Raw genomic sequence first — 14,370 nt, 5'->3', positions numbered from 1 at the left:
CGGCAGCCATGAAGCTGACCGATTGCCATAATGTCGAGGATTTCCGCGCGCTCGCCAGGCGCCGCCTCCCCGCCCCCGTCTTCCATTATATCGATGGCGCGGCGGATGATGAGACGACCAAGGGCCGCAACACGCAGGCTTTCCAGGATGCCGATTTGATCCCCAATGTGCTGGGAGGGGTGGAAGATATCGACATGTCCATCACCCTGATGGGCCGCAAGATCGCGATGCCGCTGTTCCTGTCTCCCACCGCCTTGCAGCGCCTGTTCCACTGGCAGGGCGAGCGGGCGGTGGCGCGGGCCGCAGAAAAGTTCGGTACCTGGTTCGGTATCAGCTCGCTGGCCACTGTCAGCATCGAGGAGGTCGGCGCGCTGGTCTCCACACCCAAGCTGTTTCAACTCTATATCCACAAGGATCACGGACTGAACCGATCCATGATCGAACGCTGCAAGGCGGCCAGGTTCGATGCGCTGGCGCTGACGGTGGATACCATTGTCGGCGGCAACCGGGAGCGGTGCCTGCGCACCGGCTTCACCAGCCCGCCCCGGCTGACGCCGGCTAGCGCTGTCAGCTTTGCCGCCCATCCGGGCTGGACGCTGAACTATCTGTTCCGCGAGAAATTCCATCTGCCCAACCTGGACACGCATGTCGATGCGGGCAGCAATGTTGCGGTTTCGGTCGCCGATTATTTCAACACCATGCTGGACCGGTCGATGGACTGGACCACGGCCGAACGCATCCGGGCCGAATGGGGCGGCACCTTCTGCCTGAAGGGCATCATGTCGGTGGAAGACGCCAAACGGGCGGTGGCCATCGGCGCGGACGCCATCATGATTTCCAACCATGGTGGACGGCAGCTGGACGGCAGCCGCGCCCCGTTCGATCAGATTGCCGAGATTGCCGATGCCGTCGGCGGGCAGATAGAGATTATCTGCGATGGCGGCGTGAAGCGCGGCACCCATGCGCTGAAAGCCATCGCCGCGGGCGCGAATGCCTGCTCCGGCGGCCGGCTCTATCTCTATGCACTCGCTGCGGCGGGCCAGCCCGGCGTCGAGCGGATTCTCGGCAAACTGCATGACGAGATCGAGCGGGACATGCGCCTGATGGGCGTGACATCCGTGACCGATCTGGGGCGCGATCAACTGCGCTGGCGACGGCCCGACTAGACAAGCCCCTCCTGCGAAGAGGAGGGGCTGTCGTGTATCTACTCCGCGACGGATTCCTGCTGCGTGCGCAAACCGGACCAGTCGATCCGGCGGGTCGCCCACATGACCGCGGCGAGCGCCACGAACAGCAGCACCGATCCGATCAGCAAGGACAGCGCCTCGAGGCTGAGCAGCACATACAGCACGGCATAGAGCCCGGCGAGCAGAGCTGCGATCATCTGTGCGCGTTTCCAGCTGCCGAGCACAGCGGCGGAATAAGCCGTCAGCAGCCCGGTGATGGCCCCGCCCGCCACGAGGTAGGCCAGCGCGAACCCAACCACTTCGGCAAAAGCCAGCAGCAGCACGAAGAACAAAATCAGACCGGAACCGACCAGCAGATACTCCGCCGCCGCCACTGCGGCACCGCCCACCAGATCGAACATCAGAAATGCCAGAAAGGTGAAGCCGATAAAGAGGAAGCCATATTTCACCGCGCGGTTGACCTGACTGTACAAGTCTACCGGCTCGACCAGATTGATGCTGGCTGTCTGCGTCACACCGGCGGCCACCGGCGTGCCGGACATCCCCGCACCGCCCCTGCGCGCGCCACTGGCGGTATCGGGCGCGCCGAAATCGTCGCGTCCGGCCATCGCCTGGCCCAGCGCCAGATTGCTGATGGCATAGCGGGCGGTAAAGCCATCGGCATTTATATCATGGGTGGCGGGCAGAAAATTGCCCGCGAAACTGGGATGCGGCCAGGGTGAGGTGATGCTCCACTCACTCTCCCCGCCGCGCGGCACGAAAGACAGGCCGCCGCTGCCGTTGAGCGAATAGCTATAGGAGACGTCCAGTGCGCCCTCCCCCTGCCAATCGACGAAGGCGAAGAAGCCCGAGCCGCCGGTAGCGAGCAGACCCTTGCCCGGCTCCGCCGCCAGTTTCTGACCGTTGGCGCTGATGCGCGCATCCGGCTGCAGCCCGCGGGCATCGCTGACGCCGAAACGCAGTTCGGCGCGGCTGAAATCCAGCTTCGTGCGATCCACGCCGTAACGGTTCAGATCCTCCGGAATGGCAAATCTTGCCGTACCCTGATTGACCGCGCGATAGACCACCGATTCATAGATGGAAATCTGCCGCCGCTCCGGGTCGATCGCGGTCTTCAACGTCTGCCTGGTCGGCGAAAGATACAGCAGCTGACGGGACTCGATCGTCCGCGTGCGCGGCTGGCCGTTCTCGGTCACCGTTTCGGTGGAGGCCTCGGTAAAGGGGATGACCAGCACAGGACCGGCCAGCAGCTGCTTTCCGCCCCATCCCTGCGCGACGGATGCGCGGGCAGTTTCAGACTGGTCCTGCCGGTCATAGACCAACGCGTAGATTGCCAGCAGAGGGATCGCGAGCAGGACCGCGACCAGAATGGTAATCCCAAGCTTGCGGCCTGGCGATCGGATGGTCGTCATGAGCACTCTCCTTCAATTCATCGATGCAGGAGAACGGTTCGTCGCTGCATCAACATGAATTAGCGGTGAACTGTGCACCACCGTCGACGAACCGCAGGAGCTTCTCTGTCAGACGATATCGAGAACAAGGCCCAGTTTCTTGGCTTCCTGCGCTTCGATATACCAGTTCTCTGGCGCCTTTTCGCGGATATCCTCGAAAGACACGCGTGATTGCTCGGCCAAGGCGCGGAACCCCTCTTCCTCGATCTCGATGCTATGTTCGATCTCGTGCAGCTTCGCCTTGAGCTGCGCAATGCACATGCGCAGCGGGCCGCTCAGGTTGACGCTGGCGTTCATCTGTCGCTCGTGGATCATCAGGCGGGTCTGGCGTGTCAGGAAGCGATGTTCGCGCGGGAAATAGCTCATGAAGGTTGCGCCTGCGGAATAGACCGCCTGCCGACCGAGGAACAATAATTCACGCCCGTCATATTCGCGCAGCATGCGCACATCGTCGCCCATGGTGCGTGCAACCTCGGGATCGCCGCCCAAAGTCGTCAGCGCAATCACGATACTTCCATCGCGCGGTGCATTTTCCAGGGCGGAGCGGAATTGGCTGTACATGTTCTGGTCGACACTGCCGGTCAGACGGACATGGGGATTGGCGAGTAAGGGATAATGATGGGCATCGGTCATGGCAGGCGCAACGGCGCGCCAAAGGGGCGGTTCCGCGGCCGCTGTCATTAGATTTCCGTGTGGCGACCATTTGCATTCGATCCCGCCCGCCCACACATTCCATCCATGACCAAATTATCCCTGCTCGATCTCGTCCCCGTCACCCAGGGCGGCTCCGTATCCCAATCGCTGGCCAATGCAGCCGATCTGGCACGGCATGCCGAAAGCCTGGGCTTTTACCGATACTGGACCGCCGAACATCACGGTATGGAAGGCATTGCCAGCGCGGCGACCAGCATCGTGCTGGCCCATGTGGCCGGGGCCACCAGCACGATTCGCGTCGGTGCTGGCGGCATCATGCTGCCCAATCATGCGCCGATCGTGATCGCCGAACAATTCGGCACGCTCGATGCGCTGTTTCCCGGCCGAATTGATCTGGGGCTGGGCCGCGCGCCGGGCTCCGACCAGCGCGTGGCCGCCGCGATGCGCCGCAATCTGGACAGCGATCCCAATGCCTTCCCACGCGATGTGGTGGAGCTGCAAAGCTATTTTGCCGATGACAGCCGGACCGGTATCCGCGCCACGCCGGGCGCAGGCGCGAACGTGCCGCTCTATATTCTCGGCTCCAGCCTGTTCGGCGCGCAGCTCGCCGCAATGCTCGGCCTGCCTTATGCCTTTGCGAGCCATTTCGCGCCCGCCGCTTTGGACGACGCGCTGGCGATCTACCGAGAGCGGTTCGAGCCGTCCGCCGTGCTGGCGGAGCCTTATGCGATGTGCGCCTATAATGTCTTTGCTGCGGATAGCGAAGAGGAGGCGGAACTGCTCGCCAGCTCGATGCAGCAAAGCTTCGTCGCGCTGCGCACCGGCAATCCGGGACCATTGCCGCCGCCAGTCCCAAGCTATCGTGACAGTTTGCCGCCGCAGGCGCGGCAGATGCTGGACGGCGTGCTGTCCGCCACTGCCATCGGCACGCGTGATCAGGTTGGCGAGAAAATGCGGGCCTTCGTAAAGCGCACCAATGCCGACGAATTGATCCTGACCAGCTCGATCTTCGACCACGATGCCCGCAAACGCAGCCTGACCATTGCTGCGGATGCGTTCACTTCCGAAGAGATGATGGCCGCCTGACGTCTTGCGTTCACGCTGGATCTGCCATCAGCGGCGGCGTTCGGCGAATGAACGGCCTATAAACAAAAAGGGCTGCCAGATCGGCAGCCCTTTTGCATTGTAATGCGGGCGATCAGTACACCCGCTTCTTTGGTTCGATATAGTCGATCTCATCGGTCAACGTGAACTGATGTACCGGACGATAGTCCAGCTTGATCGAGTCATTGGTGGTACCGGTAGAGGGCTTGCCGCCCCAACCGTCATACCAGCTGACCGTGTGCTTCATCCACTCGGCGTCGTTGCGATCAGGGAAATCCTCATGGCTGTGCGCGCCACGGCTTTCCTTGCGATTGACCGCGCTGGAAATCGTCACCATCGCCTGCGCCATCAGATTGTCGAGCTCCATGGTCTCGACAAGGTCGGTGTTCCAGATGAGCGAGCGATCGGACACATGAATGTCCTGCATGCGCGCATTGACCGTCTGCATCTGGTCGAGACCTTCGGCCAAGGTCGCGGTATCGCGGAACACGGCGCAATGCTTCTGCATCGTCTTCTGCATGTTCAACCGGATGTCAGCCGTCGGCGAGCCGCCCTTGGCGTGACGGAAATGGTCCAGCCGTTCCAGCGAGAACTCTTCCGAGCCCTTGGGCAACGGCTTGTGCGCCTTGCCCAACTCGATCGTCGCCGCGAGCCGTTTGCCGATTGCGCGGCCGAACACCACCAGATCGATCAGGCTGTTGGAGCCGAGACGGTTCGCACCGTGCACGGACACGCAGCCCGCTTCGCCCGCCGCATAGAGGCCGGGCACGATCGCGTCCGGATTGTCTGCAGTCGGGTTGATGACCTCGCCATGATAATTGGTCGGGATGCCGCCCATATTGTAATGGACCGTCGGCACCACCGGCAGCGGCTGCTTGGTCAGATCGACACCGGCGAAAATCTTGCCGGTTTCGGTAATTCCGGGCAGGCGTTCGGCCAAGATGGCGGGATCGATATGGTCCAGATGCAAAAAGCAATGATCGCCTTCCTTGCCCACGCCGCGGCCTTCGCGGATTTCCGCCGCCATGGACCGGGACACCACGTCGCGCGATGCCAGATCCTTGGCGCTGGGCGCATAGCGCTCCATGAAACGCTCGCCCTCGGAATTGGTGAGGTAACCGCCCTCACCGCGTGCGCCTTCGGTGATCAGCACGCCCGCGCCGTAAATGCCGGTGGGGTGGAACTGCACGAATTCCATGTCCTGCAATGGCAGGCCGGCGCGCATCACCATGCCGCCACCGTCGCCGGTGCAGGTATGGGCGCTCGTGGCGCTGTGGAACACGCGCCCGCAGCCGCCCGTCGCCAGCACAACGGCATGGCTGCGGAAACGATGAATCGATCCGTCCTCCATGCACAGCGCGATAACGCCGCGGCATTCGCCATCTTCCATGATCAGATCGATCGCGAAATATTCGATGAAGAAGTCTGCGTCATATTTCAGCGACTGCTGATAGAGCGCATGCAGCATCGCGTGACCAGTACGGTCAGCCGCGGCGCACGTGCGCTGCACCGGCGGTCCGGCACCCATATTCTGCATATGGCCGCCGAACGGGCGCTGATAGATCTTGCCCTCTTCCGTACGGCTGAACGGCACGCCGGCATGTTCCAGCTCGTACACGGCGGCAGGCGCTTCGCGCGCCAGATATTCGATCGCGTCCTGATCGCCCAGCCAGTCCGATCCCTTTACGGTATCGTACATATGCCAGGTCCAGTGATCCGGACCCATATTGCCCAGGCTGGCAGCAATACCGCCTTGCGCCGCCACCGTGTGCGAGCGCGTGGGGAAAACCTTGCTGATGCACGCCGTGCGCAGGCCGGCTTCGGCACTGCCCATGGTGGCACGCAGGCCAGACCCGCCTGCGCCGACCACCACGGCATCGTACATGTGGTCTATGATTTGATAGGCAGGTTGGGTCGATCCGTTGGTCTTGCTGGCGGAAGGGGGGGCCATTATGCAGCAGCTCCGGTAAAGGCGAGTTTCAGAACGGCGAACGTGCCAAGAGCGGCAGCGCCGATCGCGTAGAAATTAAGTAGGATGAGCAAAGGCAATTTTCCACTCGCCTCGTGAACATAATCCTCAATAAATACCTGCAGGCCTAGGCGAAGGTGCCAGCAAGTGCTTACCAGCAGCAGGATCATGGGCACCGCTGCCAGCGGCGAAGACAGCCACTGGCTGACACTGGCATAGCTCAAATCCGGCATCACCAGCAGCGATCCGATGAACCAGAGCATCAGCAGCAGATTGCCGATGGCGGTCAGGCGCTGGGCGATCCAGTGATGCGCACCTTCCTTGGCCGAGCCGAGGCCGCGAACGCGGCCGATCTGTGTTCCGTTACCCATGGCCTTAGCTCCCCAGCCCGCGCATCGCGACAAAGGCCACGAGCAGCAGGGTCAAAATGATCGATCCGACAAAGGTCAACAGTGCGACCGTGCGATTCGCTTTGAGTTCATAGCCAGCGCCCATATCCAGCACCAGATGGCGAAGGCCTGACAGCATATGCTGAAAAAAGGACCACGCGACCACGATGGCCGCAAGTTTGAACAGGATGGTGGTTAGCACGGCGAGGCCGCCAGCTTCGCCCGCATCGATCACCCATGTGCGGAACGTGCCATAGGATTCTGCGCCTGCTGCGGCGGCCAGCAGCCACCAGACCAACACGGGAATGCCGACCAGCGCCAGGATCGTGCCGGTAGCGCGGTGGGCAATGGAAGCGGCCATGGCCGGCCCCCATTTCCAGATCTGCAGATGCGGAGAGAGCGGACGATCGGCTCCGGCCATAATGGGTCCTTCGGGAGAAACAGTGGATTTGGTATGTCTTCTAGCCGAACCGCGCGCCGATGCAACAAGGCTGGGCGCAGGTTGTGCTAACGAAGCGTTTACCAATTCCCGGCTATGAGCGGCAAAGCGAAACCACGCGCACTGCGGCGGAATCACTTTAGGGGAAGCGTCCGATGAACGACGGACTTGGCAGCAGCAGGATGGGTGACCTCGAGCTGGAGATGCACGAACGGCTTAAGCGGTTGAGCCTGAACGCGGAAACCGTCGAAACGTCCAGAGACATAGCCGAAGCCTTGGAGGGCCAGGAGCGCGAAATCGCCTCGGCATTCTGGCTAGAATATGGGCGCGACAACCCCATTTTTCAGGCCCTGAGCCAAGGTCACCGCGACAAACTATTTTCTCGTTCTCTCGAACATGTCCGGCTGAAATATGCTCGGCCTTTCTCCGGTGACTGGGTATCCTATGTCCGCAGCAGCGCTTGCGAAACTGTAGAGAGTGGTATTGCAGCGACGCGGCTGGTGTCCGGCCTAGCCGAAGCGCATAACCGGGTTCTCAGCCTCTTTAGAGAGAATTGCAGCGACGATATAGCGCGCTTCGCAGCCGCAGCCGGGACCTTGCAGCGCATGAGCACGTTGGAGCTCGAATTCACGCTGGCCTTTATTCAGGAAGCTGCCGAAACGAAAAATTCCAAGAAACGCGCCCATGATCTGGCGCAGTTTCGCGAGCAGATTGAAACCGTGGTCATGCGCGCCAACGAACGCAGCAAGACCATGGTGGACACGGCCAAAATCGCCAAACAGTCTGCCCATGGAATGCTGAGCAAATCGTCGGAGGTTGCCGCCGCGTCCGAACAGAGCGCGATCGCCATGCGTGAGGCTGCACAGACCGCCGCAGGCCTGATTCGCGCGATCGAGGAAGCCCGCGTGGAAGTGGAAACGTCCGTCGTGGTGACCCGCCGCGCCTCAGAACAATCCGCCGAAGCGGTCAAAGTAAGCGAGGCCCTGTCCGAGCATACGCGGTCGATCGAATCCATTCTGGGCCTTATTCGCGACATCGCCGGGCAAACCAATCTGTTGGCGCTTAACGCAACGATCGAGGCCGCACGGGCCGGTGAGGCTGGTCGCGGTTTCGCGGTGGTGGCGCAGGAAGTGAAAAGCCTGGCCAACCAGACCGCCAAGGCAACCGATGAAATCGACCAGAAGATTACCGCGATTCAGACGGCCACAAGCCGCACCGTGGAGATGAACGGTTCCATCCGGTCGACCGTGGATGAGGTCCGCACCACTGCGGAGCGCATTCGCCTAGCCATGCAATCGCAGGCCCAGACCGTCACCATGATTACCAGCGCGGTCGATGAAACGGCTCTGGCAGCCGACTCCATGTCGAACACGGTTGCCGCCATTCGGCATGACAGCGAGAATGTGAGCAGTGAACTCGACCGGGTAACCAGTGTGTTCAGCGAAATGGACAGTCAATTGTCCGAACTTGGCCAGGCAGCCGAAGGATTTGCCGGTCGCTTCGCCGTCGGCTGAGGCAAGCATCCCGCGTAATCGCGGCACAATTTACCCCCTGCCCCCTTTCGAGCTGGGGATCCTGGTCCTAAGACCGGGGCCATGACGAATCAGCCCCATATCCTCTTGACCGGTGCCAGTCGCGGCATCGGCAAATCCATTCATGAAGCGCTTGAAGCGGGCGCCGGCCGTGTCATCGGGCACGCCAGTCGCGCAAAAGGCAATCTGGTAGGCGCAGATTTCGCCATGCCAGGGGCCGCTTCGGATCTTTGGGCACAGGCGATGGAAAGGCTCGACGGCCGGGTAGATGTGCTCGTCAACAATGCCGGCATCTTTCAGGCCAATCCGCTGGACGGTTCGGACATTGCCTGGCTGGACTCCTGGGAAGAGACGATGCGGATCAATCTTACCGCTTCCGCAGAACTCTGCCGACTGGCAGTGCGCCACTGGCAGGAAACCGGGCGGCCCGGACGCATTGTCAATGTTGCCAGCCGCGCCGCCTATCGCGGCGACAGCCCGGCCCATTGGCACTATGCTGCGTCCAAGGCCGGCATGGTCGCCATGACAAAATCGATCGCCCGCGGCTATGGCAGCGACGGTATTTTGGCTTTCGCGGTCTGCCCCGGCTTTACGATGACCGGCATGGCGGACGACTATCTGGCCAGCCGCGGTGGGCCGGAACTGTTGAAAGACATCCCGCTTGGCCGCGTGGCCGAGACCAGCGAAATTGCCGACATCGTCAAATTCTGTGCGCTCGACGCGCCGCCTTCGATGACCGGCGCTGTCATCGACGCGAACGGCGCCAGCTTCGTGCGCTGACGCAGATGCCCAGTTTCAAACTCACCCTGCCCTGCACCCGTGCCGAGGCCGACCGACTGGAAGGCGATATCTCCGCTTTTGTGGAGCTGGACCCTATGCCCGCACTCGTCGCGCGAGAAGAAGGCGAAGACAGCGGCACCTGGCTGATCGAGGCTTATTTCGAAGAGCGGCCCGATGCCGGGACGGCCGACGCCCTGCGCGTTCTGGTGCCCAGCGCGGCGCACAGCGAAGCCATCATCGAACAACTGGATGACGAAGACTGGGTCACCGCCAGCCAGTCCGGCCTCGACCCCTTTACCGTTGGGCGTTTCTATATCCGGCTCAGCGGAGAACGACCGTCTGAAAATCAGAATTTGATCGATTTGCAGGTGGATGCGAGCCGCGCCTTCGGCACTGGCCATCATCCCACGACCTATGGATGCCTGTCCGCGCTCGACGCGCTGAAGTCCGCCGGAAACCGGTTCTCGAACATCGCCGATATCGGCACCGGCACCGGCCTGCTGTCTTTTGCCGCGCAGCGCCTATGGCCGAAAGCGGGTCTGGTGGCGAGCGACATCGATCCCGTCGCCGTCGAACTGGCCGGGGAATTTGCCGCCATGAACGGCATCGCGACCGGTCGAACGTCGTGCGCGCTGGCGTTGGTAACCGCGCCCGGCACGGACCATCCGCTCATCCGCCGGCGCGCGCCATATGATCTGCTGGTGGCCAATATTCTGGCCGGCCCGCTGATTGCGCTGGCGCCCGATCTGGCGGCCATCCAGAAGGATGGCGGCACGCTGATCCTGGCTGGCCTGATGCGCCAACAGGCCGCTGGCGTGGCCGCCGCCTATCGCCGCGAAGGCTATCGCCTGGTCGAACGGCGGGACCGGGAGAACTGGCCCACTTTGGTGTTGCGCAAGCGCGTCCGCCATGGGCACCGCCGCAAATTGCGCCGCAGCCTGCCAGCCCCCGTTGGTACAGGGGAATGGTAGATCAGGCGTCTTTGGCCGTTTCGGCTTCCTTTGCCAGCACATAACTCTGCGTGCCGCGGTTCAGAACATCGTCACCGTCGATCAACTCGGCCACCTCGATATCCGGTTTGTCCGCCAAACGTTCGTAAATCGGCGCAAAATCGGTTTGCTCGGTGATGTTGAGCAGGCCTTCGAAACTGTCGATCACGAAATAATTCTGCTGATAATCGTCGATCCGGTATTTGGTCCGCATCACCCGCTCCAGATCGAAGCCGATACGATTGGGGCTGTCGCTGTCCAGCGCGAATTCGCTTTCGCCATAGCTGGAGACGATTCCCGCGCCATAGATGCGCAGGCCCTCGGCCTCCTGCACCAGCCCGAATTCAACCGTGTACCAGTAGAGCCGCGCCAGCTTTTCGAGCGCGCCAAGCTTCAGCGCCCGTTTGCCGCCACGCCCATAGGCCGCCATATAATCGCCGAACGTCTTGTCCGCGAGCATCGGCACATGGCCGAACACATCGTGAAAGATATCCGGCTCCTGCAGATAATCGAGCTGGTCCGGGCGACGGATGAAATTGCCGGACACGAAACGCCGATTGGCCAAATGATCGAAGAACACATCGTCCGGTACCAGCCCCGGCACCGCCACGACTTGCCAGCCCGTCGCCGCCATCAGCCGTTCGTTGAGTTCGGCGAAGTCCGGAATACCTGGCTTGGACAGCTGTAAGACGTCCAGCCCCTTCAGAAACTCCTGCGAAGCGCGGCCCGGCAGCATAGCGCGTTGGCGCGCGAACAGCTTGTCCCAGGTGGCATGCTCCTGAGCGGTATAGGCGTCCCACCCCTGCGGGATGGTCCAATCGGGCGCGGCGCCCTCCGGGGGCGTTTCGAAGACGTGACTTTCTGCGTTCATGCGCCGATCATAGCATGATGAGTGGCGGGAACGAAAGAGAGCGCCGATCGACTTTCTGGCGCATCGCACGATCGGCGATGGCATGGCTGATCCTTGCGATCGGGCTGTATTTCGGCGCGGCGCTGGCGGGATCGCTGATCGCCGCCAACGCCGGCTGGCGGCAGCCCGACACCGGCGTCGAGATTTGGGTCGAAACCAACGGCGTACATACCGGCATTGTCATGCCGATCGCCAACGCGCAGGCCGACTGGCGCGACCTGCTGCGTCCGGAGGACCTTCGCGATCCGCGCTATTACAGCACGCATGTGCTGATCGCCTGGGGCGAGGCGCGCTTCTACCGTGAAACGGAGACATGGGCCGACCTGACGCCTGCGATCGCCTGGAACGCGGCAACCGGATCGGATGAAGTGCTGATGCATGTCGACTTCCTCTACCGACCTGGCCCGGAGCCCTACCGCCGACGCGTCATGGTCACCCCGCAGCAATATAGCCGACTCGCCGCAGCCATCCGCGCGCAGTTCAGCATCGGCCCGGACGGACGCGCGCAATCCAGCTTCGGATATGGCCCCGCCGATGCATTCTACGCCGCGCACGGCAGCTACAGCGTATTCAACACCTGCAACAGCTGGACCGGCCGCATGCTGCGCAAGGCGGGTGTGACCATGGGGGTCTGGACCCCGATGGCCGATGGCGTCATGCGCTGGTTTCCGGCGGTGCGCACCCAGCGCTAAGCCTAACCCGCTTTCGCGACGATCGCCGCCCAGCCTGCTTCGTCGACCACGCGCACGCCCAGTTCCTCGGCCTTTTTCAGCTTCGATCCTGCGCCCGGCCCGGCCACCAGCAGGTCGGTCTTGGCGCTGATCGACCCTGCTGCCTTGGCGCCCAGCCGCTCGGCCTGCGCTTTGGCCTCATCCCTGCTCATGGTTTCCAGTTTTCCGGTGAACACCACCGTCTGGCCCGCCACTTCGCTCTCGACCGTTTCGACCACGAACGGCTCGGGATCGACTTCGGACATCAGATCGTCCCAGGCGGTGCGGTTGTGTTTCTCATGGAAGAAATCGGCGAGCGCAAAGCCCACGGCCACGCCGATGCCATCGGTCTGCACTTCCAAAATGCGCTTGATGGCCTCGTCCATCCTTGTGCGGAACTTGCCGTCGCTTTCGCCCTCACTCCGGGGATGGCTGTCGCGATAATCCTGCACGTCCTTGGCCTTTCCCGGCAGCCGTTCGAGCGTGCCCAATCCCTTCATCAGGTCGCGCGCCGTGACGCTGCCGACATGGCGGATGCCAAGGCCGAACAGCAGCCGCGCGGCATCGGGTCGGCGCTTGGCCTCGATCGCCGCCAACAGGTTATCCACAGACTTGTCCTGCCAGCCTTCGCGGCCCAGAATCTCGCTACGCTTCTTGCGCAGGCGGAAAATATCGGCGGGACTGTGGATCAGCCCGGCCTCCAGAAATTCTGCGATGCTTTTCTCGCCCAACCCGTCGATATCCAGCGCGCCCCGCGACACGAAATGGACCAGTCGCTGAAAACGCTGCGCCGGGCAGATCAGCCCGCCGGTGCAGCGCACGTCGACCTCGCCTTCTTCCGCCACCGCCTCGGAGCCGCATTCGGGGCATGTTTCCGGGAAGTGGAAGGCGGGGCGCGGTTCCTCGCGCGTCAGATTGTCTACCACCTGGGGGATCACGTCGCCCGCTCGCTGGATGCGCACCCGGTCGCCGGGCCGCACGCCCAGTCGTTCAATCTCATCGCGATTATGCAGCGTCACGTTGGACACGACGACCCCGCCGACGGTCACCGGCGTCAGCCGCCCCACCGGCGTCAGCTTGCCGGTGCGGCCCACCTGAATGTCGATGGCTTCCAGCGTGGTCTCCGCCTTTTCCGCCGGAAATTTATGCGCAATCGCCCAGCGCGGCGCCTTGGCCACGAAGCCAAGCCGCGCCTGCCAGTCCAGCCGGTCGATCTTGTAGACCACGCCGTCGATATCATAAGGCATGTCGGCACGTTGCGCCTCGATGGCGCGGTAATGCGCCAGTAGCGTATCGAGCGTGTCGAAGCGTTTCAGATGCTCGGACAGCGGAAAGCCCCAGCTTTCGATAGCCTGCATCACATCGGTCTGCGTCTCGCCCGGCACGGCGCTGTTGTCTCCCCAACCATGGGCCAGAAAGCGGAGCGGCCGCGCCTCGGTTACGCTGGCATCCTTCTGCCGTAGCGATCCCGCTGCGGCGTTGCGCGGATTGGCGAATATCTTCTCATCCGCCGCTTCCTGTTTGGCGTTCAGATCGGCAAAGGCAGCTTTGGACATATAGACCTCGCCGCGCACCTCGAACAGATCGGGCGCATCTGCGGGAAGCATCTGTGGAATGTCCGCAATGGTGCGCGCATTGGGCGTCACATCCTCGCCCACCTGCCCATCCCCGCGCGTCGCGGCACGAACCAGCTTACGATCCTCATAGCGGATCGATAGCGATAGGCCGTCAATCTTGTCTTCGGCGGTCAGGCAAAGCGCTTCATCCTCAGACAGGCTGAGAAACCGGCGCACGCGCGCGACGAATTCCGCAATGTCTTCGTCGGAAAAGCCATTGTCGAGCGAGTAAAGCCGTTGCTCATGCCGCACCTTGGCCAAGGGAGACGACGCCACCGCTGCGCCGACCGAACGGTTCGGGCTGTCGTCGCGCATCAGATGCGGATAGGCCGCCTCGATGGCGTTGTTGCGCGCGATCAGCTGATCGTACTCGGCGTCGGAAATCGCCGGCGCATCCTCGGCATGATAGAGCCGGTTATGCTTCGCGATTTCCTTGGCGAGCTTCATCAGCGCATTGGCGGCATCGGCTTCGGTTTCCGGCAGATCGCTCACAGACATTCCCTTTGCCGACGCAACGATATTGCGCGGAAGTTCGCATCAGTCGCGATACGTCCCCCTTGGAATACGGTCCGTCCAAAGACATTATGTAAAGTTCGGCGAGCGATGGTATGGTGCGTCTGCATCGGCACAGGATAGCCGA

General features: G+C 62.3%; 13 protein-coding genes. 6 read left to right on the top strand and 7 right to left on the bottom strand.

What is annotated here, in order from left to right; all coding sequences use genetic code 11:
- Nucleotides 1–8: 8 nt before the first annotated feature.
- Nucleotides 9–1,166 (top strand): alpha-hydroxy acid oxidase, encoded by a 1,158-nt coding sequence (locus G410_RS0101940; RefSeq protein WP_022671975.1) that lies wholly within the window; start codon nucleotides 9–11, stop codon nucleotides 1,164–1,166.
- A gap of 38 nt (nucleotides 1,167–1,204) precedes the next feature.
- Here the strand turns inward: G410_RS0101940 and creD are convergent, their stop codons facing one another.
- Nucleotides 1,205–2,599, bottom strand: coding sequence for a cell envelope integrity protein CreD (gene creD, locus G410_RS0101935; RefSeq protein ID WP_022671974.1), 1,395 nt, complete (start codon nucleotides 2,597–2,599; stop codon nucleotides 1,205–1,207).
- A 108-nt stretch (nucleotides 2,600–2,707) separates the two neighbouring features.
- Complete coding sequence (locus G410_RS0101930) at nucleotides 2,708–3,271, bottom strand: ATP-dependent Clp protease proteolytic subunit (RefSeq protein ID WP_028970946.1); 564 nt, start codon at nucleotides 3,269–3,271, stop codon at nucleotides 2,708–2,710.
- 105 nt (nucleotides 3,272–3,376) lie between these two features.
- Here G410_RS0101930 and G410_RS0101925 point away from each other — a divergent pair, with 105 nt between their 5' ends.
- The gene (locus G410_RS0101925) at nucleotides 3,377–4,378 is read left to right on the top strand and encodes an LLM class flavin-dependent oxidoreductase (RefSeq protein WP_022671972.1); all 1,002 of its coding nucleotides are present in this window, start codon (nucleotides 3,377–3,379) and stop codon (nucleotides 4,376–4,378) included.
- Nucleotides 4,379–4,490: 112 nt separating this feature from the next.
- Here G410_RS0101925 and sdhA read toward each other — a convergent pair whose 3' ends face one another.
- Genes sdhA through sdhC form a run of 3 tightly spaced genes read right to left on the bottom strand, consistent with a single transcriptional unit; the run spans nucleotide 4,491 to nucleotide 7,175 of the window.
- On the bottom strand, nucleotides 4,491–6,347 hold the full coding sequence (gene sdhA / locus G410_RS0101920) for a succinate dehydrogenase flavoprotein subunit (protein WP_022671971.1): 1,857 nt from the start codon (nucleotides 6,345–6,347) through the stop codon (nucleotides 4,491–4,493).
- The gene (sdhD, locus tag G410_RS0101915) at nucleotides 6,347–6,736 is read right to left on the bottom strand and encodes a succinate dehydrogenase, hydrophobic membrane anchor protein (RefSeq protein ID WP_022671970.1); all 390 of its coding nucleotides are present in this window, start codon (nucleotides 6,734–6,736) and stop codon (nucleotides 6,347–6,349) included. The genes sdhA and sdhD overlap by 1 nt, the downstream gene beginning before the upstream one ends.
- Nucleotides 6,737–6,740: 4 nt before the next feature.
- Entirely contained in the window at nucleotides 6,741–7,175 is a 435-nt protein-coding gene (gene sdhC / locus G410_RS0101910) for a succinate dehydrogenase, cytochrome b556 subunit (RefSeq protein ID WP_022671969.1), read from the bottom strand.
- A 173-nt stretch (nucleotides 7,176–7,348) separates the two neighbouring features.
- Between sdhC and G410_RS17600 the strand changes: the two genes are divergently transcribed.
- The 3 genes from G410_RS17600 to G410_RS0101895 all read left to right on the top strand — a co-directional run bounded on the left by G410_RS17600 (nucleotide 7,349) and on the right by G410_RS0101895 (nucleotide 10,476).
- Nucleotides 7,349–8,707, top strand: coding sequence for a methyl-accepting chemotaxis protein (locus G410_RS17600; RefSeq protein WP_084488876.1), 1,359 nt, complete (start codon nucleotides 7,349–7,351; stop codon nucleotides 8,705–8,707).
- An 81-nt stretch (nucleotides 8,708–8,788) separates the two neighbouring features.
- Nucleotides 8,789–9,505, top strand: a complete 717-nt coding sequence (locus G410_RS0101900) for an SDR family NAD(P)-dependent oxidoreductase (RefSeq protein ID WP_022671967.1) — start codon at nucleotides 8,789–8,791, stop codon at nucleotides 9,503–9,505.
- A gap of 5 nt (nucleotides 9,506–9,510) precedes the next feature.
- A complete protein-coding gene (locus G410_RS0101895) occupies nucleotides 9,511–10,476 on the top strand; it encodes a 50S ribosomal protein L11 methyltransferase (protein WP_022671966.1) in 966 nt (321 codons plus the stop codon).
- A 1-nt stretch (nucleotide 10,477) separates the two neighbouring features.
- Here the strand turns inward: G410_RS0101895 and phhA are convergent, their stop codons facing one another.
- Nucleotides 10,478–11,365 carry a phenylalanine 4-monooxygenase gene (gene phhA / locus G410_RS0101890; protein WP_022671965.1) on the bottom strand — a complete coding sequence of 296 codons (888 nt, stop codon included), beginning with the start codon at nucleotides 11,363–11,365 and terminating at the stop codon, nucleotides 10,478–10,480.
- Between the two features lie 77 nt (nucleotides 11,366–11,442).
- Here phhA and G410_RS0101885 point away from each other — a divergent pair, with 77 nt between their 5' ends.
- Nucleotides 11,443–12,096 carry a TIGR02117 family protein gene (locus G410_RS0101885; protein WP_022671964.1) on the top strand — a complete coding sequence of 218 codons (654 nt, stop codon included), beginning with the start codon at nucleotides 11,443–11,445 and terminating at the stop codon, nucleotides 12,094–12,096.
- A 2-nt stretch (nucleotides 12,097–12,098) separates the two neighbouring features.
- Here the strand turns inward: G410_RS0101885 and ligA are convergent, their stop codons facing one another.
- A complete protein-coding gene (gene ligA / locus G410_RS0101880; protein ID WP_022671963.1) occupies nucleotides 12,099–14,228 on the bottom strand; it encodes an NAD-dependent DNA ligase LigA in 2,130 nt (709 codons plus the stop codon).
- Nucleotides 14,229–14,370 lie beyond the last annotated feature (142 nt).

The sequence above is a fragment of the Novosphingopyxis baekryungensis DSM 16222 genome, from assembly GCF_000420305.1.
Classification (GTDB): domain Bacteria; phylum Pseudomonadota; class Alphaproteobacteria; order Sphingomonadales; family Sphingomonadaceae; genus Novosphingopyxis; species Novosphingopyxis baekryungensis.
The sequence above is the reverse complement of the archived record's forward strand: the minus strand, read 5'-3'. Positions and strand labels throughout refer to the sequence as shown.